Raw genomic sequence first — 25,163 nt, 5'->3', positions numbered from 1 at the left:
TCCAGCAACGAGGCGCGCTTAACGCGACATCATGTTCATGCTGACGTTGTGCATGACCCACAGCGTGCCGACGACCACGATCAGGACCGTCAACACCGTGAAGCCAAATGCCGTCACGTTCCAGCGCTGGCCCGACGACGTGTTCATGTGCAGGAAGAACACGAGGTGAACCAGGATCTGCACGACTGCCAGCACGGCGAGGCCGAGCAGCGCGGTTTCGCGCGAGAAGCCGCCATGCAGCACGAGCCAGAACGAAGCGGCCGTGAGCACCACCGCCAGGACGAAACCAACCAGGTAGCTGCCTACGCTGCCGTGGCTTTCTTCTTCATGGATAGGATGAGCACTCATTTAGATCACGCTCGCAAGATAAACAAAGGAGAACACGCAGATCCAGACGATGTCCAGAAAGTGCCAGAAAAGGCTCAGGCAGGTCAGGCGGCGAATTTCACGCTCGCCCAGAACCGGCGCCTTCAAGGCCTGAACCATCAGGACGACCATCCAGATCATGCCCATCGTCACGTGGATACCGTGGGTGGCAACCAGCGTGAAGAACGACGAGAGGAACGCGCTGCGCTGCGGGCCGTTGCCCTCGGCGATCATGTTCGCGAATTCATGCAATTCGAAATACAGGAACGTTGCGCCGAGCAGGAACGTGATCGCCAGCCAGACGAACACTTGACCCTTGCGCTGCTTGTGCGCGCCGATCATCGCGAAGCCGTACGTAATGGACGACAGCAGCAGCACTGCCGTTTCCATGGCCACGCCCTGAATGTCGAACAGGTCCTTGCCCGTCGGGCCGCCTGCGAACTGGTTCTGCATCACGGCGAACACTGCGAACAGCGAGCCGAACAGAATACAGTCCGTCATCAGGTACAGCCAGAAGCCGAACACCGAATGTGACGGCGGGTGATCGTGGTGATCGTGCTCCGCGAGTGCGGCCGCACTAGTTTTCGTCAACATCAGTTGGCCTCCAGTGCTGCTTCAACCTTGCCACGGCGTTGCTTGTCTTCGAACGCCTTGACCAGTGCGCGGCTACGCGCTTCTTCGTCTGCCCGGACCTTGGCGGCCGGGATGTAATAGCCTTCGTTCTTCTGGAAGCTGTATGCGATGGCCGTGCCGAGAATGCCGACGAAGCCAACGATCATGAGCCACCAGATGTGCCAGATGCCAGCGAAGCCGAGCACCAGGCTGAAGAGACCGATGAACAGACCCGCGCTCGTATTCGAGGGCATGTGGATGTCGGTGTACTTCGTGTTCGCGACGTCCACGGTTTCGCGGCCGGTTTCCTTCAGGTGCTGGAACTCGTCGAGTTCGCTCACGTGCGGAATGATCGCGAAGTTATACGACGGCGGCGGCGACGAGATCGCCCACTCCAGCGTACGGCCACCCCACGGATCGCCCGTCAGGTCGCGGTTTTCCGGCAGGTTGCGGTCGCGGATCGAGACGTACAGCTGCATCAGCTGATGTGCGATACCGATTGCCACGAGCACGGCGCCAACCCACGCGATGATCATCCACGGATGCCATGCCGGATTGTCGTAGTGGTTCAGACGGCGGGTTGCGCCCATGAAGCCCAGCACGTACAGCGGCGTGAAGGCGACATAGAAGCCCGAGAGCCAGAACCAGAACGCGCGCTTGCCGAGCTTTTCGTTGAGCTTGAAGCCGAACGCCTTCGGGAACCAGTAGTTCATGCCGGCGAGATAGCCGAACACCACACCGCCGATGATCACGTTGTGGAAGTGCGCGATCAGGAACAGCGAGTTGTGGAGCACGAAGTCCGCGCCCGGGATCGCCATCATCACGCCGGTCATGCCGCCGATGGTGAAGGTGACCATGAAGCCGATCGTCCACAGCACCGCCGAGTTGAACTCGAGGCGGCCGCGGTAGATCGTGAACAGCCAGTTGAAGATCTTCACGCCCGTCGGGATCGAAATGATCATCGTGGCGATACCGAAGAACGCGTTCACATCGGCGCCCGAACCCATCGTGAAGAAGTGGTGCAGCCACACGACGAACGCCAGAACCATGATCGCGCAGGTCGCGTACACCATTGCCTTGTAGCCGAACAGCGGCTTCCTGGCATACGTCGCGACAACTTCCGAGAAGATACCGAACGCCGGCAGGATCAGGATGTACACCTCAGGGTGACCCCAGGCCCAGATCAGGTTCAGGTACAGCATGGCGTTGCCGCCGCCGTCATTCGTGAAGAAGTGCGTGCCGATGTAGCGGTCGAGGCCGAGCAGCGCGAGCGTCACGGTCAGGATCGGGAACGCGGCCATGATCAGCACGTTCGTGCACAGCGCCGTCCACGTGAACACCGGCATCTTCATCATCGTCATGCCGGGGGCACGCATCTTGATGATGGTGACGAAGAAGTTCACGCCGGTCAGCAGCGTGCCGACACCGGAGATCTGCAGCGCCCACAGGTAGTAATCCACCCCTACCCCTGGACTGTACGCAAGCTCCGAAAGCGGCGGATACGCGAGCCAACCCGTCATTGCGAACTCACCCACGACGAGCGAGATCATCAGCAGGATGGCGCCGACTGCGGTCATCCAGAACGACAGCGAGTTCAGGAACGGGAACGCGACGTCGCGTGCGCCGATCTGCAGCGGAACGATGATGTTCATCAGGCCAACCATGAAAGCCATGGCCATGAAGAAGATCATGATCACGCCGTGAGCCGTGAAGATCTGGTCGTAGTGGTGCGGCGGGAGGTAGCCCGGCGCGTTGTACGCGAGCGCGAGCTGGGTACGCATCATGATCGCGTCGGCGAAGCCGCGCAGCAGCATGATGAGGGCGAGCACGATGTACATCACGCCCAGACGCTTGTGGTCGACGCTCGTCAGCCACTCCGTCCAAAGATATTTCCACTTACCGAGGTAAGTGATGCCACCGAGCACGAATGCGCCGATGACTGCCATACCGATCATCGTGCCGAGAATAATCGGCTCGTGATACGGAATGGCGTCCAGTGTAAGTTTTCCGAACATGCCTGGTTTACCCCTTGGTCACGCACGACGGGTCACTGAAATTCGTGACGTGGCCGTTGTTGTACTTCGCGATGATGTTGTTGAAGAGCTTCGGGTCGACCGTCGAGAAGTACTCAACCGGAGCCTTCTCGCTCGGCTGTGCGACCGTCGCGTATTGATCCATGGAAAGCTGCGTCTGCGACGCCTTCACCTTCTGGACCCACGCGTCGAAGTCTTGCTGGCTGGTGGCGAGGGTGCGGAACTTCATGTCCGAGAAGCCCTTGCCGCTGAAGTTCGCCGAGAGGCCGGCGTAGTCGCCGGCGTGGTCGGCGATCAGGTGCAGACGCGTCTGCATGCCAGCCATCGCATAAACCTGGGTGCCAAGCTGCGGGATGAAGAACGAGTTCATCACCGAATCCGACGTGATGCTGAAGTTCACCGGCGTGCCAACGGGCACGGCCAGCTGGTTCACCGTCGCGATGCCCAGATCCGGGTAGATGAACAGCCACTTCCAGTCGAGCGCGACAACTTCGACGTTGATCGGCTTGACGTTCGATTCGAGCGGCTTGTAGGGGTCGAGCTCGTGCGTGGTTTTCCACGTGAGCACGGCGAGGAACAGAATGATCAGCGTCGGAATGGTCCAGACGACGACTTCGATCGCCGTCGAGTGCGACCACTTCGGGTCGTACGTGGCGCTACGGTTCGACGCGCGGTAGCGATACGCAAACCACAGCGTGAGGACGATCACGGGGATCACAACAATCAGCATGGCCCAGGTGGAGGTCGCAATCAGCTGCTTTTCCGCCACGCCCACACTTCCCTTGGGGTCAAGGAGCTCCATGTTGCATCCGGAAAGACACAAGGCCAATCCGGCGCTGATGGGAAGCAGTAACCTTTGAAAGGTCGTTCTTTTCATCACGTTTGCCTGAAATTCATTCATTGAATAGTTCCGGACGCGTCCCCTGACATCCGACAAAGGAAGCGCGCCCGCATCATACAGCCGCTTTGATATTTCGCAATCAATGAATGTGGAAAATGACCTTTGTCAAAAGAAGATTGAGACACTTTGTCGCATGTGTTCGCGAGGTTTGTCGCGCCTCGGAAACACACGCACTTCGCGCCCTGCTCTGCCCTTGACAGCGGCCCGCCGCGGCTACTTCTCGAATCTCAAAATTCGAAAACCCTTGGACGCAACAACGCGCCGCAGCGCCCGGAGGCGATGCGGCGCGTTGGTTGCGCCGTCAATCTTCAGTGATCACGTCGGCGAGTGCTGAGCACGAACGTCCGTGCCAGCGCGCACTGCGTCAGCAGGCGCTCCATCGCCGACGGGTTGCTTGCTGCGACCGGCCTGGGTGACGAGGTTCGCCGCCGAGAGTTCGATCGCGTCGGTCATCGGCTTCGGGTAGAGGCCGATTGCGAGCACGAACGCTGCGAGCGAAGCGAAGATCAGCGTTTCGCGGCGGCCGATGTCGGCCAGTTTCGCAACGCCCTTGTTGGCCACAGCGCCGAAGATCACGCGCTTGTACATCCACAGGGTGTACGCAGCGCTCAGAATGACGGTCGTCGCGGCGATCGCGCCGACCCAGAAGTTCACGCGGATCGCGCCCATGATGACCATGAACTCGCCCACGAAGCCCGACGTGCCCGGCAGGCCGAGGTTGGCCATGCAGAACAGCATCATGAAGGTGGCGTAGCGCGGCATCACGTTGACGACGCCGCCGTAGGCCGAGATCGTGCGCGTCCTGGTGCGGTCGAACAGCACGCCGATCGAGAGCAGCATCGCGCCCGAGACGAAGCCGTACGAGATCATCTGCACGATCGCGCCTTCGGTGCCGATCTGGTTGAAGAGGAACAGGCCGAGCGTAACGAGGCCCATGTGAGCGACCGTCGAGTACGCGAGCAGCTTGGTCATGTCGGTCTGCGCGAGCGCGAGCAGGCTCGAGTAGACCACGGCCACGAGCGAGAGCGTGATGATCGCCGGCGCGAAGAAGTGCGCAGCGTCAGGCGTGATCGGCAGCGTGAAGCGCAGGAAGCCGTAGCCGCCGAGCTTGAGCATGGCCAGCATCACGGTCGCGCCGGTCGGCGCTTCGAGGTGGACGTCGGGCAGCCACGTGTGGAACGGCCACATCGGGACCTTCACCGCGAATGCCGCGAAGAAGCCGATGAACACGAGGATCTGCGGGATGAAACCGAGCGTGAGGTTGTGCCACACCGACATGTCGAAGGTGTGCGACTGGCTGTAGAGGTACAGCATCGACACCAGCATCAGCAGCGAGCCGGCGAGCGAGAAGAAGAAGAACTTGACCGCGGCGTAGGTGCGGCGGGCATTGCCCCACGTGCCGATCAGCAGGTACAGCGGGATCAGCGTGGCTTCGAAGAACACGAAGAACAGCATGCCGTCGGTCGCGGCGAAGGTGCCGACCATCAGGCCCGAGAGAATCAGGAACGCGCCGAAGTACTGCGCGACGCGCACCGTGATCGATTCCCACGAGGCGATCACGATCACGAGCGTCGTGAACGCGGTGAGCACCACGAGCCACATCGAAATACCATCGATCCCGAGTCGCCACGCCACGCCGAACTCAGGCAGCCAGTCGCGGAATTCGACGAACTGCATGCCGGCCGCATGGTTGTCGAAGCCGGAGATGAGCGGGAGGGTCAGCAGCAGACCGACGACGGCACCAACCAGCGACAGCCAACGGGCACGCTGCGGATGACGATCCGACCCGAGGCGCAGCACGGCCACGCCGAACAGGATGGGAATCCAGATCGCCAGACTCAGGAATGGAACGGATTGCATTTCAACAGGACCTCAAAAATGCGGAGCAAATAGCTTCCACGGCGCACGTTCAGGCGCGCAAGCAACTTGAAAGATTGACGCGGGGTGAAAATCGAACCAGGCTGGCTGTAATGTATTTGTCAGCGACGAGGCGAAATGCAACACACGTTCAAGGGTTAACGAGGGTAAACGGAATACGGAAGTTTTGCAGCGCAACAACACGGGCCGGATCGAAGATTGACGCAAGTCATTGTTTTTATTCAATAACGTACTAAGAGAAAAAACAACAAACGGGCTGTTACAGCCCATTTTTGATCGCGAAAGCAGCGCTTTCGACCTCCGGGGCGCCATGACGCGCGGCAGGCTGTCACGCTGCGCGGCCGAAATAATACCTTACTTGTTTCTTTCGGTTCAATGACTTATGCATCGGGCTATGACCCCCGGCGGCCGCCAAAACGCGTGCCAGGCCCGCCCCGCGCGCCCTTTCGCGGTGCAAAAAAAAGCCCCGGCCTTCATGGGGCCGGGGCCAACTCTCACGTTGCGCCAGAACACTGGAATACGCATGGCCGGCACTTTAGCGACTTGTGTCCCCCTAATTAAGGGCGCTGGCTGGAACAGTCCCTTCCCGATTATGCGAGGCCGCCTTTCCGCAGCCGCTCCTCTTTTCACAAATGAGAATCATTTGCATTTAGACGAAATTTGTCCCAGAATGGAGCCCATGCCGGACGACCCGGCGCTACCCGAATGATTTGTGCGGGACCGGAGGCTCCATGAACTACACCGCCCCTTTCGCGAGAAATGACACGCTGATCGACGACACCTTCGTCCATCACCCCGACACCGCCGAGCAGACCGTCCTGCGCGCCGTGCGCACCTGGCTGCGCCCGCATTGCGACGCCTACGCCAAGGCCGAAAGCTGGCGCGGCGTGCTCGCCGACGCGGGACTCGGCGCGGAAGGCTTCGGCTACTTCGATCTGCTGATGGGCACCCTGTGCCGCGCCTCTTGCCGCCCGCTCGACACGCGCTGCCGCTGCGCCTCCGAACTCGCGAAGGACGAAGGCTCGCTGCTGCAGGTGATCGCGCTGCTGCAGTCCACACGCAGCGAGGCCGCCGTGCAACTGCTCAACGACTGGCTGCCGACGCCGAGCGTAAGCGGCATGCTCAAGACCGCGCGCTGGTTCGCCATCGCGCTGCTCGACGCGGGAGTGCGGTTGAGGGACCGCTCGCGCCGCGTCACCTACATGCACTGATAAAGGCACCGACTGGCCCGCACGGCATGAGCTCATAACCAAAAACGATTTGGGCGCGCACCGCGCGGGCGGTAGCATCACGCGCTTTGTCGCTATTTGCGCGCCCGCTCGCGTCGCCTCGCATGTCCGTTTCGGCTTCCCCCTCTTCGATTAGCCCTTCCGGCCGCCCGCTGATCCGCAGCGCCGCCGACGTCTCGCAGCTCGTCAACGCGGGGGCCGCCACCGGCAGCAACGCGCGCATCGTCGTGGCGATCGCGCTGGGGGGCGTGTTCCTCGATGCCTACGACCTCGGCGCCCTCGCCTTCGGCCTCAAGGACGTGGCGCGCGAGTTCTCGCTCTCGCCCGCGGGCACCGGCTTCGTCGCTTCGGCCATCACGTTCGGCGCCATCGTCGGCGCGTTTCTCGGCGGCTTCCTGACCGATCGCATCGGACGCTACCGCGTGTTCATGGCCGACATGTTCTTCTTCGTCGTGGCTGCGCTCGCGTGCGCGCTCGCGCCCAACGCCTGGGTGCTCGGCGGCGCGCGCTTCGTGATGGGGCTGGGCGTCGGCATCGACCTGCCCGTGGCCATGGCCTTTCTCGCCGAGTTCTCGCGGCTCAAGGGCCGCGGCAACAAGGCCGCGCGCGTGGCGATGTGGTGCCCCGTCTGGTACGCGGCGATCAGCGTGTCGTATCTGCTCGTGCTGGCGTTCTACGCGGGCTTGCCCGCCTCGCACTCGCATCTGCTCTGGCGCCTCACGCTCGGCTTCGGCGCCGTGCCGGCGCTCGTCATCATCGCGATCCGCAGCCGCTATATCAGCGAGTCGCCGGTGTGGGCCGCGAATCAGGGCGATCTCGCAGGCGCGGCGCGCATCCTCAAGCGCTCATACGGCATCGACGCGCAGGTCGCGCCCGAAGCCGCCGCCAGCGCCGCGGCCAGGCCGGCGCGTGTGGCGTCGTGGAAGAACTACGGCGCGCTGCTGCGCGGCGTCTACACGCGGCGCACGACGCTCGCCACGGTCATCGGCGTGGCCTCGTCGTTCGCGTACAACGCGGTCGCGTTCGGCCTGCCCGTGATCATCTCGAGCTTTCTCGCGCAGTCCATGCTCACGACGATCCTCGCCTCGCTCGTGCTCAATCTCGGCTTCGCCTTCGTGGGCGGGCTGATCGCCGTGAGTATCGTGCCGCGCTTCGGCGCGTGGAAGCTCACCGTCTGGGGCTATGCGATCCAGTTCGTGGCGCTCGTCGGCCTCGCGGTCGTCGGCAAGCCGTCGACGGCACCCGAAGTCGTCAGCGCGGTCGCCCTGCTCGCCGCGTTCCTGTTCGGCCAGGGCATCGGCCCCGGTTCACACAGCATGACGTTTGCCTCGCTCGGCTACCCGACCTCGCTGCGCGGCGTGGGCGTCGGTTTCAACCAGACGCTCATGCGCGCCAGCTCCACCGTCTCGCTGTTCCTGTTTCCGGTGCTCGCCGCCGCGCTCGGCACGCGCGTGTTCTGGATCATCGCGGTCGCGCCGCTCGTGGGGCTCACCGCGCTGCTCTCGATTCGCTGGGAGCCTTCGGGCTATGACGTCGATGCGGAAGACTTCGACGCCGCCACGCCGGCGCAAGTGCTCGCCAGGCGGGACGCCGAAACGGTGCAGTAAATGTCGATGAAGGGCGGTGCGTTTGCAGCTGTGCCCTTTGCTTCGAATGAAGTTGCCTGGTCATCCGAAGTCATGCCAGGCATCAATCCCGTTTGCCTGAACGCTCACGCAGGTAACGCCGCACGGCACGCGCGATCTTCGGATACTGCTCGCCGGGTACGGCAAACAACACGAGCGCGCACAGCGCGAGCGCGCCGCAAAACAGAAACGTGCCGCGATAGCCGAACGCCTGCACCAGCATGCCGGAAAGTACGCCCGACAATATCGAGCCGAGCCGCGCCGCGTTGAAGAACAGCGCCGTTGCCCGCCCCGGCGACGACGGCATCAGATCCTGCACGAACGTCATGCCGAGACACGACGTGACGGCCACCACGAAGGCGTTGAGGATCTGCATCGGGATCAGCGCGTGCACGCCCGGCGCCAGCGACATCGCGACGAAGTAGACGGCATGCACCACGGCGCAGGCGGCCAGCCACCATGACTTGTCCAGCACCGAGGCGCGCGCGCCGAGCGCGAGCATCATCGGGATCTCCATGAGCGCGCCGAGGCCGAGCATGATCGACACGTCGATGCGCGTGCCCTGCAGGCCATGGACGATGTAGAGCGGCAGCACGATCATCGTCGCGTTGGCGGCCAGGCCGATCAGTGTGAGCGCAACGATCGCGCGCATGATGTCTTTCTGCGAACCCTCCGCGGCGGGCACCGGCGCGCGCGTGGGCCTCGTCTTCGCTTTTGCCGTTGCCTTAGCCGCCGGAAGCGTCGCGGGATCGCGTGGCGCGCCCGGCTGCACTTCGGCCTGCGTGAGCGGCTGGCCCTCGTACTGGGCCTCGCTTTCCGCATCGATCTCCTGCGCGACTTCGCCGGCGGTGGGACGCGCCATTAGATGCTGCGTGGCGTGTTCGTCGTGGTGCGGCTCGCGCATGCGCCAGACGATCGTGCCGCAAGCCGCGAAGCTCGCCGCCGCAAACAGGAAGAGCCCGTAGAAGTTCGTGGCGGCCAGCACGAGCGCGCCGACCGCGGGCCCGAACACCCACGCGGCGGAGAGGATCGTGCGCAGCGTCGCGCTCGCGAAGGTTCGCTCCGCGTCGTCGCGCGCGGGCAGCGCCGCGCGGCTGAACGAGAACACGAGCGAGAGCGCGCAACCGCCCGCGCCGATGAACGCAACGCCTACGAGCAGCAGCAGCCGGTAGTCGCGCACGACGCACAGGCAGAGATAGCCGAGCGTGGCGGCGCACAGCGAGACGAGGAGCAGGGTTCGATGCTTGCCGGTGGCGTCGCTCCAGCGGCCCGCCGCGGTGCTCGCGATCACGCCGCTCGTGGCGATGGCGGTCATGAACACGCCGAGCCGGAACGGCGTCATGCCGGCGCGCTCGACGCCGAACAGCGAAAGATAAGGCGCGGTGAAGGACATCGCCACGCCGAGCATCAGGGTGGCGCCGGCGAGTGGCAGGAAACCAGGAATACGCAGAAGACCGGCAAAGCGCGAGTTTTTGAGCACGGCGCGGCGGGTAGTGGCGAGAAGAGAGTTGCCCGTGCATGCGCGGTCACGCGACGGCCATATCGACGGCGATTATCGGGCCGAACTCCCACACTGTGCAAGGTTGAACCGGCCGCGATCAACATCTGGGTGCGCTATCCACAGCTTTGGTGGACAGCCTTGTGCGTAACCCTGGGGCGACTTCGCCAAGTGTTTGATGCGATTCGGATTGTGCGCAGCGTTGCCGTTTGTTGCAGCGGCGGCGTTTTGCGGGGAAAGGCGCGGAGGGTTTTCCACAGATTTTGTTGAGAGCCCTGTGAGCAACTCCTGGACATCCGCGTCAAGTCCTTGTCGTACAAAGGTTTTCCGGCGGCGCATGGGGAATGGCTTGTTTTCTCGCGTGCCCGCAAAAATCGTTGCCCCTTTTTCAGAACCCGATAGCGCCCGCCACATATTCCCCGGTCGATCTCGCCATCGACGCGACGAGCCGGGGATGGCGCACGACGAAAACCGCAATCACCAGGAAAACGGCCCCACAGGTGACAACCGTCTCGAAGGTGTCCCACAGCTTGTTCCGAGAAACCAGCATCGCAAACGTCCAGAGTGAAATGATCATGCCGAGAGCGGGGCCGAACACCGGGCAGTAGTCGTACTCCTCTTTCCACGGCACGTTCACCGGAGCGGGTTCCTTTGCGACCAGATTGAGTGCAACGCCTTGTTCATGAGGCAGTGCGATGAGTTGCGGCCCCTGCCCGAAGTGCGCCATCTTCGCGGCGAGCGCCTGGAGCAGCCAGCGCGCCACGGGTGCCTGCGGGCCGACCGCCTGCTCTAGAGCATGTTCTTCGAGTGTCTGACCGCTTTCGCGTACCGCGCCCATCGTCCCGTGCTGGGCAATGCCCTTGAGGCGGCTATGCCAGAAGTGATGAATGCGCTCGCGTGGCACCTGCCCCGCGTCGAGCAGCAGGGAGAGCGACCTGTCCACCTGGTCGGCGTCGCTGGTCATCTGGCGTAACAGCCACGCTTGCTGTCTGAGGTCCTTCTTCTCCCGCATGAGCGCGGGCGAACCCAGCAAGAGCGCCACCGCCGCCTCTGAATGGGCCGGCGCAGCGTCCAGCCCCTCCTTGTTCAGATGCCACGCGAGCAGCAGCCGGTATTTCGGCGTGCGGTCAACGTTGTATGAGGCATAGGGGTAGGCAGGCTGCACATAGTCCTTGAACCAGTGATCCGCAAACCCGACGTCCATGCTGTTGTCCAGCGACCTGACGCGGGGCACCCCAGGCAGTTCCATCTGCCTCCAGACCTGCTGGACGTCAAGCGAGAGTTCTGGCTGGTCGCACTGCATCACGATTTCGAAGGAGTCGCTGCGCATCGCCGTCGCAAGACGTGGCAACAGGGGTATCAGAAGTTGTGTGAGGACACTGTGAAGGCGCGGCGTGCCCTCCTCGCCAGCGCCGAGATCCAGCGCCTTGAGCTTGCCCGGATTCTCCGGTGGCTTTCCCTCGAGCCCCAGCATGCGCACGGCGAGGTCCGGTTCCGGAGCGAGTACCACGCTATCGAGCACGGCGACACCCGAGCGGACTTGCCGCTGCCAGTTGTCTATCTGGTGCCAGCGTTTCGTGTTGTGATCTGCTGCCTGCATTGCCGGCCCGTCATACAGAACCATGTGCAGCATGAAGCAGATTGCCATCGAAAGCGTAAGCGGAACCGCAAACGCCCCGTGAAAAAGCTTTTCCGACCAAATGGGCACGCCTTTCGGCCAGTCCGCCAACACGATGACCAGGGCGGCGCCATGAACGACGATGAATAGGCAGATATAGAGCCATACGGGCGGCGGCTTCACAGCAGGCCATTCTTCCGGCATGCGCTGATCCCAGCGAAAACTCATCCAGCCTCCGTCAAGCTTCAACAACCCAACCGCTTCGCGATGCACGCAGCAGGGGTTTCGGATTGCAGGCACATGCGCAATAGTCGTTCTCCAGCGCGGGCACCTTGCCGTAGAACTCCTGCTCGAAGCGCGCGCCGTTGCGCTCGATCCTGCCGGTGGTGCCGCACGCGGGGCAGCGTACCGCTGCGCCGAGGTAGGCCATCCTGCGTCCGTTGTACCCGGTGCCATCGATGCCATCGATTACCGTCCCGCCTGTGGTCGTATGGTCGCCTTCATAGATGTGGGTGCGTTCGCTCATGTCAGGCTCCCACCCATTCCCAATCGGTGCTGCCCGTGTCTTGGTCTGCCTTGGGCATGCGCTCGCCCCGGCGTCGCGTCACGATGCTGGCGATGTCGTACCGGGTGGGAGCCCTCCCGTACAGGTCATCCGACTGGATGCGTCTGACCCAGCGCCCGCTGCGTGGACACTCGACACCAGGCTCGCAGAACTGCACGGTGTCCGCGATCATGTCGAATGACCATGGCTTGACGGGCGTTGGCGCGATCGCCTCCCACACCCACTGCACCGGCCCGTCGATGTTGACGCCTGGCAGCTCCTGCATCGGCATCGTCACGCGCCCGGTGGTCGCCACCTCCCCGGCCTTGAACGGCTTGAGCAACAGACCGCGATGGCCGTTGCCAGTACGCACGGCGCGGTACAGGCCGTCCTCGGCGAAGGTCTGCCCCGGCTTGACCGGTTGCCACGACATCTCTGCCTTGTGCATCGCTTCCCACTGCTCGCGCTCCTGGGGTGTCGAGGGGTAGTCGCGGTCGAACGTGATACGGGTGGGGTTCTTGTAGTCCGAATGGAAATCGACATAGAGCAGACTGGACCGGATTCCGACGGCTTCCATACGCATGAATGCACCCGCATATAAATCGTAGGTGCCGGCAGAGAATTTATCGACTTTGTTCGTCTTGACCTTCAACACCACGAAACTATGCGGCGCAAGATTGACCTCACCATCGGGAAACTGTGCGGGATCGACCAAAGTCTGCCCAGCCAGGCCAAGGCCGAACTTTGCCGACATGCCACTCTTCGTGTCACTTACACCCAGGCTATCCTTACCCATTCCGGTGTCCCACCTATCCGGCGTCTTGAACTTGATCGGATACTCGCCGCTATTGCTAAACCTGACGGACACCAGAAACCCATCCCCTTCGCGGTCAATTGAAACCAGCGAAAGGTCTAGCTTCACCAACTTCCGCCCATCCTGAACCCCAGCGTTCGTGAGCGAGTCAACCAGTTGAACTATCTGGGTTACCACAGGACGACTGAAATCCGTGATGTAGCTACTCCGCATCTCCCCGCCGCATCTCGCACCATAGAGATTGGGAAGCGTTACGTCACTACTCGGGTCCTTGGGAGTACACAGCAACTTCGCAAGCTGCGTGGCGGCTTCCAGATTCTGGTTTGAGAGTTTTAACTGATATATGCCAACGCCACTAATATTCCGGTTTCCATCAGAATCACCAATCTGGACCGTCATGACATCTCCAGAAACCGACACTTCATTGTTTCCATATCTATTGATGCTGCCAACGGCGCCGTTTGTCGTATAGGCAAATTGCATGGCCTGATCCTCCATGTTTACAGCTTCGGCATGTGCATAGCTCCCAATCAGAGACAAGTAGACGGCTACATATCTCAACCGGTTGATCCATGGATTACGAGCCATAGCCAACCCTCCACAACTTGTTCGTTGCGAGCGAAAACTGCCTCCGCACATACTCCAGGTAATATGGCTTGACAGCCGCCGTAACGCGGCCATTTTCTAATGCCGCATTGGCACCATCGCCCATGACATTCGCACCAACGTAGGTTGCGTCGGTCTGCGAATGCCCTTGCCAAACCATTGCACCCGCTTTCGCATCCACCAGCGAAAAATCGATCTGCTCCTTATCGTCTATATAGGATTCGTGAAGCCAGCCGCCTTGATCGTAATATTCATCGGGAAAGTTGAAATAGTGCCCGCATTCATGTGCCTCGACATTTGCATCCGGGTAGTCAAAGATTTTCGAGTCTTCTTTATATTTATGCTTCTCTCCCCATGCCCCCGTATCCGCCCGTAGCACGAACGGAAACAGGTTCAACGACACGTGCGAGTTGAATCCGTCAATCGGCGCACCCTTGATAGAAACGCGCAGATCGACCTTAAAACTGACGCTTACCCGGCAACCGCACGCCGCGCCCCTGGAACAGCCGTCCAGGATCAGCTTGTAACCGCCCTGATTTAGCACCGCCTCGATACGGCTGACTAACGCCCTGACGTCAAATTTAGGCCCGACCGCATCGCGGTAGTCCATCTTTACACCCTGCAACACCATTCCGGGCGTCATCTGTGAATGGGTGGAAAACTCGTATGGAACCGTTGCTTCGTCAGCAGAGACCGACGTATCACGTGCGCCTTTTCTATCGACGGGAAACAGGTCCATCGGAACCAGCATCACGCGAACCGTGCAGGTAATCGCCTTGTCTTTCTCGCTGTACGCAAATTCAAAATGCGAATCTCGCGTGCCACCGCCCCGATACCACACTGTGCCGTCCGTACTTTTCCAGGGTGTCCGGTTATTCAACCTACCCCAATACGACCTCGCTTCAACATGCTGCATTACGTCAGCCTTCAGGTCCGAGATTTTCCAGTCGCATGGAACTGCGCTCACCAACTTGATGGGATCAGGCGCAACAAACGATTGCTGCTGATCATCAGCGCTGTTCAAGGTGACCTTTGCCTTACGCACTCCTGAGTCCACATTCGACGGCTTGCCATCGAAGGGCGAGAAGTCGTTTAGCCGGGACTCAGGCGCAGGCGCGACTGCTCCCGTATTCGCCAGTGCCTCCCATTGCGCCGGGAGTGGCGCAGGTGCCGGCGGTGGCACCACGAACTTCGGATTGGTCCGCCACACCTCGCAGTCGGTCGTGTACGGCACGAACTTCGGCGCGAACGCCATGCCACCCAGGTCCATCTGCGCGGGACCGGTGCCCTTCACGCCGTTTGTCCGGTACAGCACCCCGCCGCGCGAGCCGATCTCGACGCCTTCCCCGCTCAGTTTCACGTAGGTGCCGTTCACGTTGAGGATGATCTCCTTCGCCGCCTTCACGTGAACCGCGCCGCTGACTGACTCGATCGTCATGCCTTCCTGCGAGGCGAGCTGCATCCTGCCACGCTGGGCCTGCGCGACGAAGTCGGCCGCCGCCGTGATGAGGCTCAGGCCCTTCTGCGTGAACAACGACAGCAAGTCACCTGCCGCCACCGTGAACCGCCGGAGCGTGCTGAAGTGGATACCCTTCTTCGCCGTGCCGATGATCGAGCCATCGGCGGCAAGCTGCACGCCATCGCCCGACGCCACTGCGACCGGCCCAGGCCCGGTCATGAGCACACCGGGTTTCTTCAGTTCATGCAGACCAGCGTTGATGCCCTTCTGTGCGTCGAGGTCAGCGGGCGTGGCCTTCGACGCTTCGGCAGACTGCGCGAGCGTACTGGCGAATGCCTGGTGGTCCTTGAACAGCGCGTTGGTCTCATCCATGGCGAGCACCTTCCCGCTACCGCCTGGCTGGTTGTAGGCGGTCACCATCACGCCAGCGCCACCGCGATTGACCACATGCTCCCCCGTGCGAAGCTCCGCCCCGATGCCCCGCTCGTTCAGGTCGTGGTCGGGAATGAAGCCCAGGTTGAGCTGCGAGCGGCCCGAATGCTCCGTACTCAACTCGATGCCCTGCTGCTGCTCCCAGTCGTCAAACCACAGCTTGTTGCCCGAGCGCGTGCGTATCTCGCTGCGCGACATGCGGCGGCGTGAACTGTTGATGAGGTCCGGGTTTTGGGCATTCGGAATGAAGGCCACGGCGACCGGCTTGTTGGGATTGCCTTCGAAGAATCCCGCGATACCGAAGTCGCCATCCACCGGTGGCAGGTTCATGCCCGAGTGGTCTCGGCTCGCGAAGGGCCTGGCCATGCGCAGCGGGATACTTTCGCCGCCCTTCGGCCAGTTGCCGAAGTCACAGTGAAAGCGCACGACAATACGTCCTTCCGCGTCCAGGTAGGGGTATGTGTAGTGATTCGGTGACGTCACCGTGAACCCCAGCGTATGCACGCGCGGCCACTTCGATTCGTCGATGGGTAACCGGTAGGGCCGGCTGGCAGGAATCGCCTGGAAGGTATTGCGGTAATTCTCATTGCGCGCCCCTCGATGCACGACCTTCGAGACGAACAGGCCCTCCTTCGCGTCAAGCGTGCCGTCCGCGGTTCCGGCCAGCGTATCGGGCTGCACGATGCAACCCGGCCGGATCGAGGGCATCGTCGACTTCCCCCTGCAGGTGACCTGCTGCGCACGCGCCGCCTCATGCCGCAGTGTCGCCTCGCGCTTCGCCCCTGCCTCGTCGCCGTGATGCGTGCCCCACACCATGGGCGTGCCCATGGTCGTGTCGTCATGCTGCTCCGTGCCGAACTCGTCGCGCGCGCGTCCCTCCTCGCGGAAAATCATCGCGTGGTTGTCGGCGTCATAGTCCGCGACGATGAACGACGCGGGAATGGTGCGAGTGCGCACCTTCAGCGAGTAGATCGACTCCTCGAACGTATGCAGCCCCGATGGAGGGCGGTCCTTCAGCGAGAGGGACGGGCGCGTGTAACCGTCGATGTCGTCGGCAATGACCACCACCTCGCCGTGCCGGTCCTCCTCGGTGAAGGTGAACAGCCCGGCCTGCTCCATCTCCAGCCGGCAATACGCCCAGTCGCCCATGTTGTACTGGAAGCGGAACGCGTGTTGCGGATGCTGCCGGCGCAGACGCTGCACCACGCGAATCCAGGGCCGCACGGCATTGCGCTCGATGACTTCCTGGATGATGTCTGCGGACGTTTTACCCTGGTATGTCGCGCAGTTGCTGGGGCCGTCCAGCACCGCAAGATGCTGGCGGATTTCGACACGATAGGTGCAGCCATCACGCGAGTTCGACACCGACTCGAAACGCGAGACGAATCCCGCGAACTTCCGGACCACCGCCCCCTCGTCAACCTGGAACCTGAACCTGGCCAGCTGGCCCAGGATATCCCGGCGCGCCACCGGCCCGGCAGTCGAGACCAGCGCCCTGATCCGGTACGGCTGGCAACTCTCCTCGCGAACGTCCCACTCGACCACCGACAACCCGGGCGCGCGCCGCTCGCTGCGTTCATCGCGCTCGTACCTGCGAGCCTTGAGGATGATGTCCAGATGGGCAGACTGGCGTCCCGTCACCAGTCTCACCGGTTTGTCCGATTCCGCCATGGGGATTCCCTGTTCTGTAGTCCTGACCAGATGGCGCACCATCGGCACACACCGCCGGAGCACCATCGCGCATGAGCCGCGGTAGCCAATGCGAGTCGCGAGCCAAGTTTCACCCGAACAGGTGAAACCGGCACTCGGACGCGTCTGAAAAAATCACAGGGGATGACTGATGTAATGCTTCGGTGCCCGCGTATCCGATCGCCGAAGCGCCCTGGCTCAATCAACGAGCCACGATCGGTATAGCGAAGACCTGATGCATTGCGGGCGAGAGTTACCCACAGTTTTTGTTGAGAGCCCTGTTAGCAACTTCTGGACATCCGCATCAAGTCCTTGAATGGAAACGGGAAGCTCGCAAACGACATGAAAAATGCATGTTTTTTGCGCAGCAAAGTTGTCCACAGTTTTTGGTGACAAACCTGTTGATAACCGCCTGGCGAGCGCGCCAACTCCTTGATCGGATAGAGAGTTCGTCGCTTGTGTCGCGGATGCATCAAATTGCGTTCCGGATGGGCAACCGGGAGCGGCGGCGCAAACGTTTCGCGACGGCCGCCGCCCGCTCTCCCTCGATGCATCCATGCGTGCAGCACTCAGGCCAGATCGAGTGCCGCCGTGAGATCGCCGGGCGGCGTCTGCTCCCGCGAGAGGAACGTCTGATCGCGCGCAGTCACGCCGTCGAGCGGCGCGAGTCCATGCACGCGGCTGATGAAGCGCAGGATCGAGACCGTGTCGTAGAACGTGTGATCGACGTAGCCCTTCTTCGCGAACGGCGCGATCACGAGCGCGGGGACGCGCGAGCCCGGACCCCAGCGGTCGCCCACGGGCGGCGCGACCGGGTCCCACCAGCCGCCGTTCTCGTCGTGCGTCACGACGATCATCGTGTTCGCCCATTGCGGCCCGCGCTGGATGTGCGCGATCACGGCCGCGACGTGGCGGTCGCCCGACTCGACGTCCGCATAGCCGGCGTGCATGTTCAGGTTGCCCTGCGGCTTGTAGAACGTCACGGCAGGCAAGCGGCCTGCGTCGATGTCCGCGAGCAGACGGTTGGTCGACGGATCGTCGCCGAGGCCCGCATCGCGCAGGTGACGCGCGCGTGCGGACGTGCCCGGCGCGAAGTTGGCAAAGTAGTTGAACGGCTGGTGGTGATACTGGAAGTCGGGCACCGCGCCCGTGTCCTGATGGTCCAGCGCAAACTGCCAGGCGCCGCTATACCAGGCCCAGTCGACGCCCTTCGCCGAGAGCCGGTCGCCGATCGTCGCGTAGGTCTGCGGGCGCAACACGCGCGGATTGGACGGATCGGCGAGCGCCGGGTTGCCGTCTACCGAAGGGCGCACGTTGCTCGGCTGATACGGCGGCGCCATTGTGTTGACGGCATAGCCGTCGGGCGTGAAGAGGCCGTCGTTCACGAACTTCGGCGGCCCGTCGAGCGCCGAGGCCGGCGAGTTCGGCGCGACCTTCAGGCGCGTGCCGGTGGGATCGTCGCCCTCCACGACGGAGGCGAGATGCTTCGCGGCGCTCGTCTGGATATCGGCGTATTGCGGCACCTGCGCCGAGATCAGGAAGATGTGGTTGAGCCACGAGCCGCCAAACGCGGCCATGAAGAAGTTGTCGCAGAGCGTGTACTGCTGCGCGATATTCCAGAGCCGCAGCGTCTGCGCGGAGTTCTCGTAGAAGCCCATGACGAGGCCGCCCGAGTCGCCCCACGCGGCGAACTGGTCGTTGCGCCCCGCATTGATCTGCATCTGGTTCTGATAAAACCGATGGATCAGGTCCCGCGTGATGATGCCGTTCGGCAGCGGATTGCCGTGCGCATCCACGATACGGAACGGACGGTTGGACAGCCCCGTGATCTGGTGCTCCGCGATCATGTAGCGCTTGCCGTCCAGCTCCTGCGCCTGGGGCACGAGGCCGCCCCAGATCTTCGGCAGCTGCGGCAAGGGCGTCTTGCCGTCGCGATCGAGCTGCGCGTAGCGCTCGGCGCCCACATTCGCGAGCGGCGTTTGCACGCCGGGATAGTTGCCGTACAGATTGACGAAGCTGCGATTCTCCGCGTAGATCACCACGATCTGGCGCACCTGGTCGCGCAACGCGGCATCGACGCGCGCGTCGGCGGCGCTGCGCGGCGCGCCCGCCGCGCTCTGCGCCGGCGTCTCGCAGCCGCCGAGCGCGAGGCCCACGCCGACCGCCGCCAGCCCGCCGAGCACACGGCGGCGCGCGGGGTCGTCCGGACCGGCGGGAATGGAAGGTTCGTCTGGGCGCCCGTTCCTGGGTTCGTCGTTCTGCTTCATCAGCCTGCCTCCTTTGTCGAGGGGACGCGCATTGCGCGGCGTACCGCGAATATTACGCAGCAGGATACCGGTTCCGCAGTTGGCGAGGCAAAAAGGCAGCGCACAAGCGCTGCACTGAAGCCGCCCTTTTAGCCGTCGCGCGGCATACGCGGCGCGCTTGCGGCGCCGTGCGGCTGGGCTTGCGCGAGCGTTTGCGCGGGACGCGGTTCGCTCGCGTGCCCCTCGTGCGCGGCGCGCGGGGCGCTGGGCAACGTCGTGCGCTCGCGGCGCGGCACATCGCCTTCGTCGGTCCAGAGCGGATCGGGAATCTCGCCGAAGACCTGGCGCAGCCGCTCGCCCCACGTCGAATGGATCATCTGGAAATACGCATTCGACTGGTCGAGCGACGCGTATCGCGTGACACGCAGCGCGTCGCGCTCGTACACGAGCAGGTCGAGCGGCAGGCCGACCGAGAGGTTCGAGCGCAGCGTCGAGTCCATGGAGATGAGCGCGCATTTCGCGGCCTCGTCGAGCGGCGTGCCCGGCGTCAGCACGCGGTCGATGATCGGCTTGCCATACTTCGACTCGCCGATCTGGAAATACGGATTGACGCTCGACGTCTCGATGAAATTGCCGGCCGCGTAGATCTGGAACAGCCGCATGGCATGGCCGCCGATCTGGCCGCCGAGAATGAAACTGCAGTTGAAGTCGACGTTGAAGGTCTTGAGCGCCTCCGCGTCGCGCCGGTGCACCTCGCGCACGGCTTCGCCCACCACGCGCGCGGCCTCGACCATGGTCGGCGCGTTCCACAGCGTGGCGCGCCCCGCTTCCTGCGGCTCGGTCAGCACCTGCAACGTGGCCTGCGTGATGGCCAGATTGCCCGCGACGAGCAGCACGAGCACGCGCTCGCCGGGCTCCTCGAACACGGCCATCTTGCGCGACGTGCTGATGTGATCGACACCCGCATTCGTGCGCGTGTCCGAAAGAAACACGAGCCCCTCATCCACTGCCATTGCCACACAGTACGTCATGCGCCTCCCTGCCCGTCCCTGACTTCGCCGCTCGTTTTGTTATAGCGGCAAAACTATTGCTGCGACTGCTGCGCGCTCACGTGCACGCTGACATCAAGCGTTTCGCCGGCCCCGCCCACGCGGCGGCCGCGAACCGGCGCGGCCGCGTCGTAGTCGCGCCCCACCGCGATCCGGCAATATTTTTCGCTCGCGAAACACGCGTGCGTGACGTCCACCGTCACCCAGCCGTTGTCGAGCCACACGTCGACCCATGCGTGGCTCGCCATTTCAGGCACGTCGCCGGGGTCGAGATAGCCGCTCACGTAGCGCGCCGGCACGCCGCGCGCGCGGCACACCGCCAGCATCACATGCGCGTGATCCTGACACACGCCACGGCCTAGCGCCAGCGCGTCCGCCGCGGTGTGTGTCACATCCGTGACACCGGGCTCGTAGCGCACGCGCTCCGTGATGCGCGAGGCCGCGTCGAGTATGGCGGCGGTATCGTCCAGCGACGCCAGGCTGAACGCGAATTCCGTGAGTGCCTCGTCGGCTTCGGTGAGGCGCGTCGGCGAAGTGAAATGGTGCGTCGGCACCATGCCCTCGCCTTCGGGCAGCCGGCCGTCGGGCAGCGCCACGGTCTCGACTTCGCCGCGCACGCGCAGGCGAATTTCCTTGTGCGGACGCGTGAGCACCAGCGTCATCAGCGCGTTGCCGTAGGCGTCGCGGCATGCGTCGAGTTTGCCCGGCGCCTCGACCTGCCATTGCTTGACGATCTGCGTGGGCGTGGTGAGCGGCGACAGCCGCAACTGCTGGATCGAATAATGCACGGGCGCTTCGTAGCGGTACACCGTGTCGTGCCGGACCGCGAGTTGCATGACGTCAATCCTCCATCGAGGCGATTGGGAGTTCGATGAGCGCGGGATCGCGCTAACCGACCGGCAACATCAGATAGGTGCGCGCCACCTGATTGCCCAGCTCGTACACGCGCGCGAGAAACTGCGTGAGAAACGTATGCACGCCCAAGGAGAAGATCTGCCGCAGGTCCGCATAAAGCAGCTCGGCGCGCAGCTTGCCCGCGGTGCGCTCGACTTCGCGCGAGCTATCGGTGCGCAGCATCGCGAGATTCGTGCAGACGCCGTCGAGCGACGCCAGCAGCGAGCGCGGCATTTGCTGGTTGAGGATGAGCAGCTCCACCACGCGCGCGGGCGTCACCACGTCGCGGTAAACCTTGCGATAGATTTCGAGCGCGGAAACCGAGCTGAGAATCGAGGTCCAGTAATAGAAGTCCTCGAGCTGACGCGCGGCCGAACGCGAGTCGGCATTTTCCACGTCGACGAAACGCACGTCGAGAATGCGCGCCGTGTTGTCCGCGCGTTCGAGGAACGTGCCGAGCTGCGTGAAGAACAGTGCATCGTCCTGCAACGCCGTGCCGAGGCGCACGCCGCGCGACAGATGCGAGCGGAACTTCACCCACTCGAACAGCGCATCGGGACGCGCTTCCAGCTCGCTGCCGCGCAACAGCTCGACGAATTGCAGCCATGTGTCGTTGATCGTTTCCCACCATTCCGTGGTGAGCGTGCCGCGCACCGCGCGCGCGTTCTCGCGGGTCGCCTGCAGACACGAGTAGATGCTCGACGGGTTCGTTGGATCCGCCACGAGAAACTTGAGCACGTTGCTGCTGGTCGTTTCCTCGTGGCGCGCATCGAAGGCGGGCTCCAGTTCGGAGATCCGCAGCATCGCGCGATGCGTGCGCGCCTCGGCGTCCGCGCTGCCGGGCAGCAGGAGCGCCTTCAGATTGATGTCCAGCATGCGCGCGGTATTCTCCGCGCGCTCCATGTAGCGGGCCATCCAGAACAGATGATCGGCAGTGCGGCTCAGCATGGTCGAACCTCTTCGTGTGCGTATGGTATGGCCAGTGAAATCATTCGAGCACCCACGTGTCCTTGGTCCCGCCGCCCTGCGACGAGTTGACGACGAGCGAGCCTTCCTTGAGCGCGACGCGCGTGAGACCGCCGGCCGCCATCTGGATCGTCTTGCCGGAGAGCACGAAGGGCCGCAAATCGATATGGCGCGGCGCGATGCCCGCCTCGACGAAGGTCGGGCAAGCCGACAGCGACAGCGTGGGCTGCGCGATGTAATTGCCTGGCCGCGCGAGCAGCCGGGTGCGAAACGCCTCGATTTCCTCGCGAGTGGATGCGGGACCGACCAGCATGCCGTAGCCGCCCGCGCCGTGCACTTCTTTCACGACGAGGTCCGGCAAATGTTCGAGCGTCCAGGCGAGATCGTCGGGCCGGCGGCATTGCCACGTCGGCACGTTCTTCAGGATCGGCTTTTCGCCGAGATAGAACTCAATCATGTCGGGCACATACGGATAGATCGACTTGTCGTCGGCCACGCCCGTGCCCATCGCATTGGCGAGTACGACGCGGCCCGCGCGGTACGCCGTGAGCAGCCCCGGCACGCCGAGCGCGGAGTCGGGGCGAAACGCCAGGGGGTCGAGAAAATCGTCGTCCACGCGCCGGTAGATCACGTCCACGCGACGCGGCCCCTGCGTCGTGCGCATGAATACGTAGTTATCCTCTACGAAGAGGTCCTTGCCCTCCACCAGCTCGACGCCCATTTGCTGCGCGAGGAACGTATGCTCGAAATACGCGGAGTTGTACATGCCGGGCGTGAGCAGCACGACGGTCGGATCGTCCACGCCTTCTGGCGCCACCGAGCGCAGCGTATCGAGCAGCAGATCGGGATAATGCGCGACCGGCGCCACCTTGTGCTGAACGAACAACTCGGGAAAGAGCCGCATCATCATCTTGCGGTTTTCGAGCATGTACGAGACGCCGGAGGGCACGCGCAAATTGTCTTCGAGTACGTAGAACGCGCCGTCGCGCCCATCGCGCACGATGTCGACGCCCGCGATATGCGCATACACGCCGAGCGGCAGGTCGATGCCCTGCATCTCCGGCCGGTACTGCGCATTGGTGTAGACCTGCTCGGCCGGTATCACGCCGGCGCGCACGATGTTGCGCTCGTGATAGACGTCGTGCAGGAACAGATTTAGCGCGTGCACGCGCTGGCGCAGTCCGCGCTCGAGCAGAACCCATTCGTCTGCGGGAATGATGCGTGGGATGAGGTCGAAAGGAATGAGCCGTTCGGTGCCGGAGAGGTCGCCGTTCACCGCGAACGTGATCCCGACCCGCCTGAACAACAGGTCCGCCTCGGCACGCTTGCGCGCCATCGTCTCGCCAGTCTGCCTCTCGAGCCACCGCTGGAAGCGTTCGTAGTGCGGGCGCACCGCGCCCTCGTCGCGCATTTCGTCATGGACTTGCATCGGTTCGTTCTCGCGCGTGAGTGCAACTGCGTCAGCGGCGCCGCCGCGTTTCGTCTCATGAATGAGGCGAGATGCGTTGCGCGCTGCGGTACAGGCTAAAAAGCAAGGCGTATGCCATCGACTGAGCCTGGTTTCATGCGCTCGATTGGTGCAACGCGGGTGGGATCGGCCGTGTCGAAACGGGGCATGCCAATGTGGCGCCGCATTTGCGCTTCAAGCTGGTGCAACGCGCTCGCGCGGCATGCTATATGCAGGCGCAGCATGCAACTGGAGGGCCTTGAGTTCCAATGACCGAAGCGACCTGCGTGAACGAGCGTCCAACGAGAATTGCTGCCTGGCAAGCGCTTTGCGCGATCGTGCTCGCGCTCGCACTCGGCGCATGCACGAACATGGCCGGCCCCTTGCCGGCCGCGATCGAACCGGCGGCCGATGATGGCCCACCGCGCACGTCCGTTGCCGTCGTGCAGCGCGACTGGCACACCGACATCTGCCTGCGTGTGCACGACGCCGAGGTCTGGGTCGACGCACTTGCGCGCGGCTTCGACGACGCAACCGTTCTGTGTTTCGGCTTTGGAGAGAGACAGTTCGTGGTCGAACGCCGCCACGATCCGCTGACGATGATCGGCGCGCTCATGCCGAGCCAGGCCACCGTGCTGATGACGGTACTGCGCGCGGCCCCGGAGGCGGCCTTCGGCTCGCAGAACGTCGTGGAGGTGCCAGTGGACGACGCCGGGCTTGCCAGCGTTCAGCGCTATCTGCGCACTTCGCTGGAAACCGATGCGGATGGCGCACCGCGCCGCCTCGCCGACGGACCCTATACGGGCAGCGTCTACTTCGCGGCGTCAGGGACTTACGACGCCTTGCATACCTGCAACACGTGGACCGCGCGAGCGTTGCGCTCGGCGGGTCTCGACGATGTACCGGACGTGTTGTTCGCGCGCAGCCTGATGCGCGAAGTGCGGCATGCGCTGGACACGAAAGCGCCGGACGGCGCGATGCCCAACGCTGCCGCAAGTCGGTGAATCGGTCAGCACGGCGCAACACAAGCCGCACCCGGCGGGGGTGGCGGCGCCTCGGTGGCCGGCTGCTGCGGGACGACGACGGTCCGCGGCGGCGGCGGGTTGGGATCGCTGCTGCTGAACGACAGGCAGCCGGCTAGTGCGAGCGGCAATAGTAAAGCGAGGACGCTGAATCGATGCATTTGACTCTCCCTGACCGGTTTAAAGGCCGGCACCGCGCGCCTTGCGCGGCCCTTTTAAGCCAGGAGCAAGTCGA

Annotated in this window: 18 protein-coding genes; 3 read left to right on the top strand and 15 right to left on the bottom strand. The window is 63.2% G+C overall.

Annotated features, from left to right (window positions below; genetic code table 11):
- Window positions 1-18: 18 nt before the first annotated feature.
- From cyoD to AB4Y44_RS24525, 5 genes are all read right to left on the bottom strand, one after another.
- Window positions 19-348: a cytochrome o ubiquinol oxidase subunit IV gene (gene cyoD, locus AB4Y44_RS24545; protein ID WP_069267358.1), complete on the bottom strand. Its 330-nt coding sequence runs from the start codon at window positions 346-348 to the stop codon at window positions 19-21.
- On the bottom strand, window positions 349-960 hold the full coding sequence (gene cyoC, locus AB4Y44_RS24540; protein ID WP_342923836.1) for a cytochrome o ubiquinol oxidase subunit III: 612 nt from the start codon (window positions 958-960) through the stop codon (window positions 349-351).
- Window positions 960-2,993 carry a cytochrome o ubiquinol oxidase subunit I gene (gene cyoB, locus AB4Y44_RS24535; protein WP_342923837.1) on the bottom strand — a complete coding sequence of 678 codons (2,034 nt, stop codon included), beginning with the start codon at window positions 2,991-2,993 and terminating at the stop codon, window positions 960-962. Before cyoB ends, cyoC begins: the two co-directional genes overlap by 1 nt.
- A gap of 7 nt (window positions 2,994-3,000) precedes the next feature.
- Window positions 3,001-3,888 carry a ubiquinol oxidase subunit II gene (gene cyoA / locus AB4Y44_RS24530; protein ID WP_069267482.1) on the bottom strand — a complete coding sequence of 296 codons (888 nt, stop codon included), beginning with the start codon at window positions 3,886-3,888 and terminating at the stop codon, window positions 3,001-3,003.
- Window positions 3,889-4,227: 339 nt separating this feature from the next.
- The gene (locus AB4Y44_RS24525; RefSeq protein WP_342923838.1) at window positions 4,228-5,772 is read right to left on the bottom strand and encodes an NADH-quinone oxidoreductase subunit M; all 1,545 of its coding nucleotides are present in this window, start codon (window positions 5,770-5,772) and stop codon (window positions 4,228-4,230) included.
- A gap of 749 nt (window positions 5,773-6,521) precedes the next feature.
- Here AB4Y44_RS24525 and AB4Y44_RS24520 point away from each other — a divergent pair.
- On the top strand, window positions 6,522-7,001 hold the full coding sequence (locus tag AB4Y44_RS24520) for a hypothetical protein (protein ID WP_342923839.1): 480 nt from the start codon (window positions 6,522-6,524) through the stop codon (window positions 6,999-7,001).
- A 122-nt stretch (window positions 7,002-7,123) separates the two neighbouring features.
- Window positions 7,124-8,626 carry an MFS transporter gene (locus tag AB4Y44_RS24515; RefSeq protein WP_368701131.1) on the top strand — a complete coding sequence of 501 codons (1,503 nt, stop codon included), beginning with the start codon at window positions 7,124-7,126 and terminating at the stop codon, window positions 8,624-8,626.
- Between the two features lie 82 nt (window positions 8,627-8,708).
- Here the strand turns inward: AB4Y44_RS24515 and AB4Y44_RS24510 are convergent, their stop codons facing one another.
- The 10 genes from AB4Y44_RS24510 to AB4Y44_RS24465 form a co-directional block, all read right to left on the bottom strand.
- Entirely contained in the window at window positions 8,709-10,124 is a 1,416-nt protein-coding gene (locus AB4Y44_RS24510) for a sugar efflux transporter (RefSeq protein ID WP_368701130.1), read from the bottom strand.
- Window positions 10,125-10,530: 406 nt separating this feature from the next.
- Window positions 10,531-11,988, bottom strand: a complete 1,458-nt coding sequence (locus AB4Y44_RS24505) for a hypothetical protein (RefSeq protein WP_368701129.1) — start codon at window positions 11,986-11,988, stop codon at window positions 10,531-10,533.
- 10 nt (window positions 11,989-11,998) lie between these two features.
- Window positions 11,999-12,286: a PAAR domain-containing protein gene (locus tag AB4Y44_RS24500; protein WP_342923843.1), complete on the bottom strand. Its 288-nt coding sequence runs from the start codon at window positions 12,284-12,286 to the stop codon at window positions 11,999-12,001.
- 1 nt (window position 12,287) lies between these two features.
- On the bottom strand, window positions 12,288-13,706 hold the full coding sequence (locus AB4Y44_RS24495) for a hypothetical protein (RefSeq protein ID WP_368701128.1): 1,419 nt from the start codon (window positions 13,704-13,706) through the stop codon (window positions 12,288-12,290).
- Window positions 13,696-17,286 carry a type VI secretion system Vgr family protein gene (locus tag AB4Y44_RS24490; protein WP_368701127.1) on the bottom strand — a complete coding sequence of 1,197 codons (3,591 nt, stop codon included), beginning with the start codon at window positions 17,284-17,286 and terminating at the stop codon, window positions 13,696-13,698. The genes AB4Y44_RS24495 and AB4Y44_RS24490 overlap by 11 nt, the downstream gene beginning before the upstream one ends.
- A gap of 587 nt (window positions 17,287-17,873) precedes the next feature.
- The gene (locus AB4Y44_RS24485; protein ID WP_342923847.1) at window positions 17,874-19,571 is read right to left on the bottom strand and encodes an acid phosphatase; all 1,698 of its coding nucleotides are present in this window, start codon (window positions 19,569-19,571) and stop codon (window positions 17,874-17,876) included.
- 128 nt (window positions 19,572-19,699) lie between these two features.
- A complete protein-coding gene (locus AB4Y44_RS24480) occupies window positions 19,700-20,581 on the bottom strand; it encodes a peptidase (protein ID WP_368701126.1) in 882 nt (293 codons plus the stop codon).
- 53 nt (window positions 20,582-20,634) lie between these two features.
- Entirely contained in the window at window positions 20,635-21,435 is an 801-nt protein-coding gene (locus tag AB4Y44_RS24475; protein WP_368701125.1) for a transglutaminase domain-containing protein, read from the bottom strand.
- A 52-nt stretch (window positions 21,436-21,487) separates the two neighbouring features.
- Window positions 21,488-22,441, bottom strand: coding sequence for an alpha-E domain-containing protein (locus AB4Y44_RS24470; RefSeq protein WP_324160191.1), 954 nt, complete (start codon window positions 22,439-22,441; stop codon window positions 21,488-21,490).
- 40 nt (window positions 22,442-22,481) lie between these two features.
- Window positions 22,482-23,888: a circularly permuted type 2 ATP-grasp protein gene (locus AB4Y44_RS24465; RefSeq protein WP_368701124.1), complete on the bottom strand. Its 1,407-nt coding sequence runs from the start codon at window positions 23,886-23,888 to the stop codon at window positions 22,482-22,484.
- 287 nt (window positions 23,889-24,175) lie between these two features.
- Here AB4Y44_RS24465 and AB4Y44_RS24460 point away from each other — a divergent pair, with 287 nt between their 5' ends.
- Entirely contained in the window at window positions 24,176-24,910 is a 735-nt protein-coding gene (locus tag AB4Y44_RS24460; protein WP_368701123.1) for a DUF2459 domain-containing protein, read from the top strand.
- Window positions 24,911-25,163: the final 253 nt, after the last annotated feature.

Origin of the sequence: Paraburkholderia sp. BR10937 (assembly GCF_040965695.1) — a bacterium.
Classification (GTDB): domain Bacteria; phylum Pseudomonadota; class Gammaproteobacteria; order Burkholderiales; family Burkholderiaceae; genus Paraburkholderia.
Note: the sequence above shows the minus strand (reverse complement) of the source record. Positions and strands in the feature narration are given on the sequence as shown.

Excerpts from the sequence above, each read along its gene's own strand:
- cyoD (WP_069267358.1), bottom strand. The coding sequence starts at position 348 with ATGAGTGCTCATCCTATCCATGAAGAAGAAAGCCACGGCAGCGTAGGC.
- cyoC (WP_342923836.1), bottom strand. The coding sequence starts at position 960 with ATGTTGACGAAAACTAGTGCGGCCGCACTCGCGGAGCACGATCACCAC.
- cyoB (WP_342923837.1), bottom strand. The coding sequence starts at position 2,993 with ATGTTCGGAAAACTTACACTGGACGCCATTCCGTATCACGAGCCGATT.
- cyoA (WP_069267482.1), bottom strand. The coding sequence starts at position 3,888 with ATGAAAAGAACGACCTTTCAAAGGTTACTGCTTCCCATCAGCGCCGGA.
- AB4Y44_RS24525 (WP_342923838.1), bottom strand. The coding sequence starts at position 5,772 with ATGCAATCCGTTCCATTCCTGAGTCTGGCGATCTGGATTCCCATCCTG.
- AB4Y44_RS24520 (WP_342923839.1), top strand. The coding sequence starts at position 6,522 with ATGAACTACACCGCCCCTTTCGCGAGAAATGACACGCTGATCGACGAC.
- AB4Y44_RS24515 (WP_368701131.1), top strand. The coding sequence starts at position 7,124 with ATGTCCGTTTCGGCTTCCCCCTCTTCGATTAGCCCTTCCGGCCGCCCG.
- AB4Y44_RS24505 (WP_368701129.1), bottom strand. The coding sequence starts at position 11,988 with ATGAGTTTTCGCTGGGATCAGCGCATGCCGGAAGAATGGCCTGCTGTG.
- AB4Y44_RS24500 (WP_342923843.1), bottom strand. The coding sequence starts at position 12,286 with ATGAGCGAACGCACCCACATCTATGAAGGCGACCATACGACCACAGGC.
- AB4Y44_RS24495 (WP_368701128.1), bottom strand. The coding sequence starts at position 13,706 with ATGGCTCGTAATCCATGGATCAACCGGTTGAGATATGTAGCCGTCTAC.
- AB4Y44_RS24490 (WP_368701127.1), bottom strand. The coding sequence starts at position 17,286 with ATGGCGGAATCGGACAAACCGGTGAGACTGGTGACGGGACGCCAGTCT.
- AB4Y44_RS24485 (WP_342923847.1), bottom strand. The coding sequence starts at position 19,571 with ATGAAGCAGAACGACGAACCCAGGAACGGGCGCCCAGACGAACCTTCC.
- AB4Y44_RS24480 (WP_368701126.1), bottom strand. The coding sequence starts at position 20,581 with ATGACGTACTGTGTGGCAATGGCAGTGGATGAGGGGCTCGTGTTTCTT.
- AB4Y44_RS24475 (WP_368701125.1), bottom strand. The coding sequence starts at position 21,435 with ATGCAACTCGCGGTCCGGCACGACACGGTGTACCGCTACGAAGCGCCC.
- AB4Y44_RS24470 (WP_324160191.1), bottom strand. The coding sequence starts at position 22,441 with ATGCTGAGCCGCACTGCCGATCATCTGTTCTGGATGGCCCGCTACATG.
- AB4Y44_RS24465 (WP_368701124.1), bottom strand. The coding sequence starts at position 23,888 with ATGCAAGTCCATGACGAAATGCGCGACGAGGGCGCGGTGCGCCCGCAC.
- AB4Y44_RS24460 (WP_368701123.1), top strand. The coding sequence starts at position 24,176 with ATGACCGAAGCGACCTGCGTGAACGAGCGTCCAACGAGAATTGCTGCC.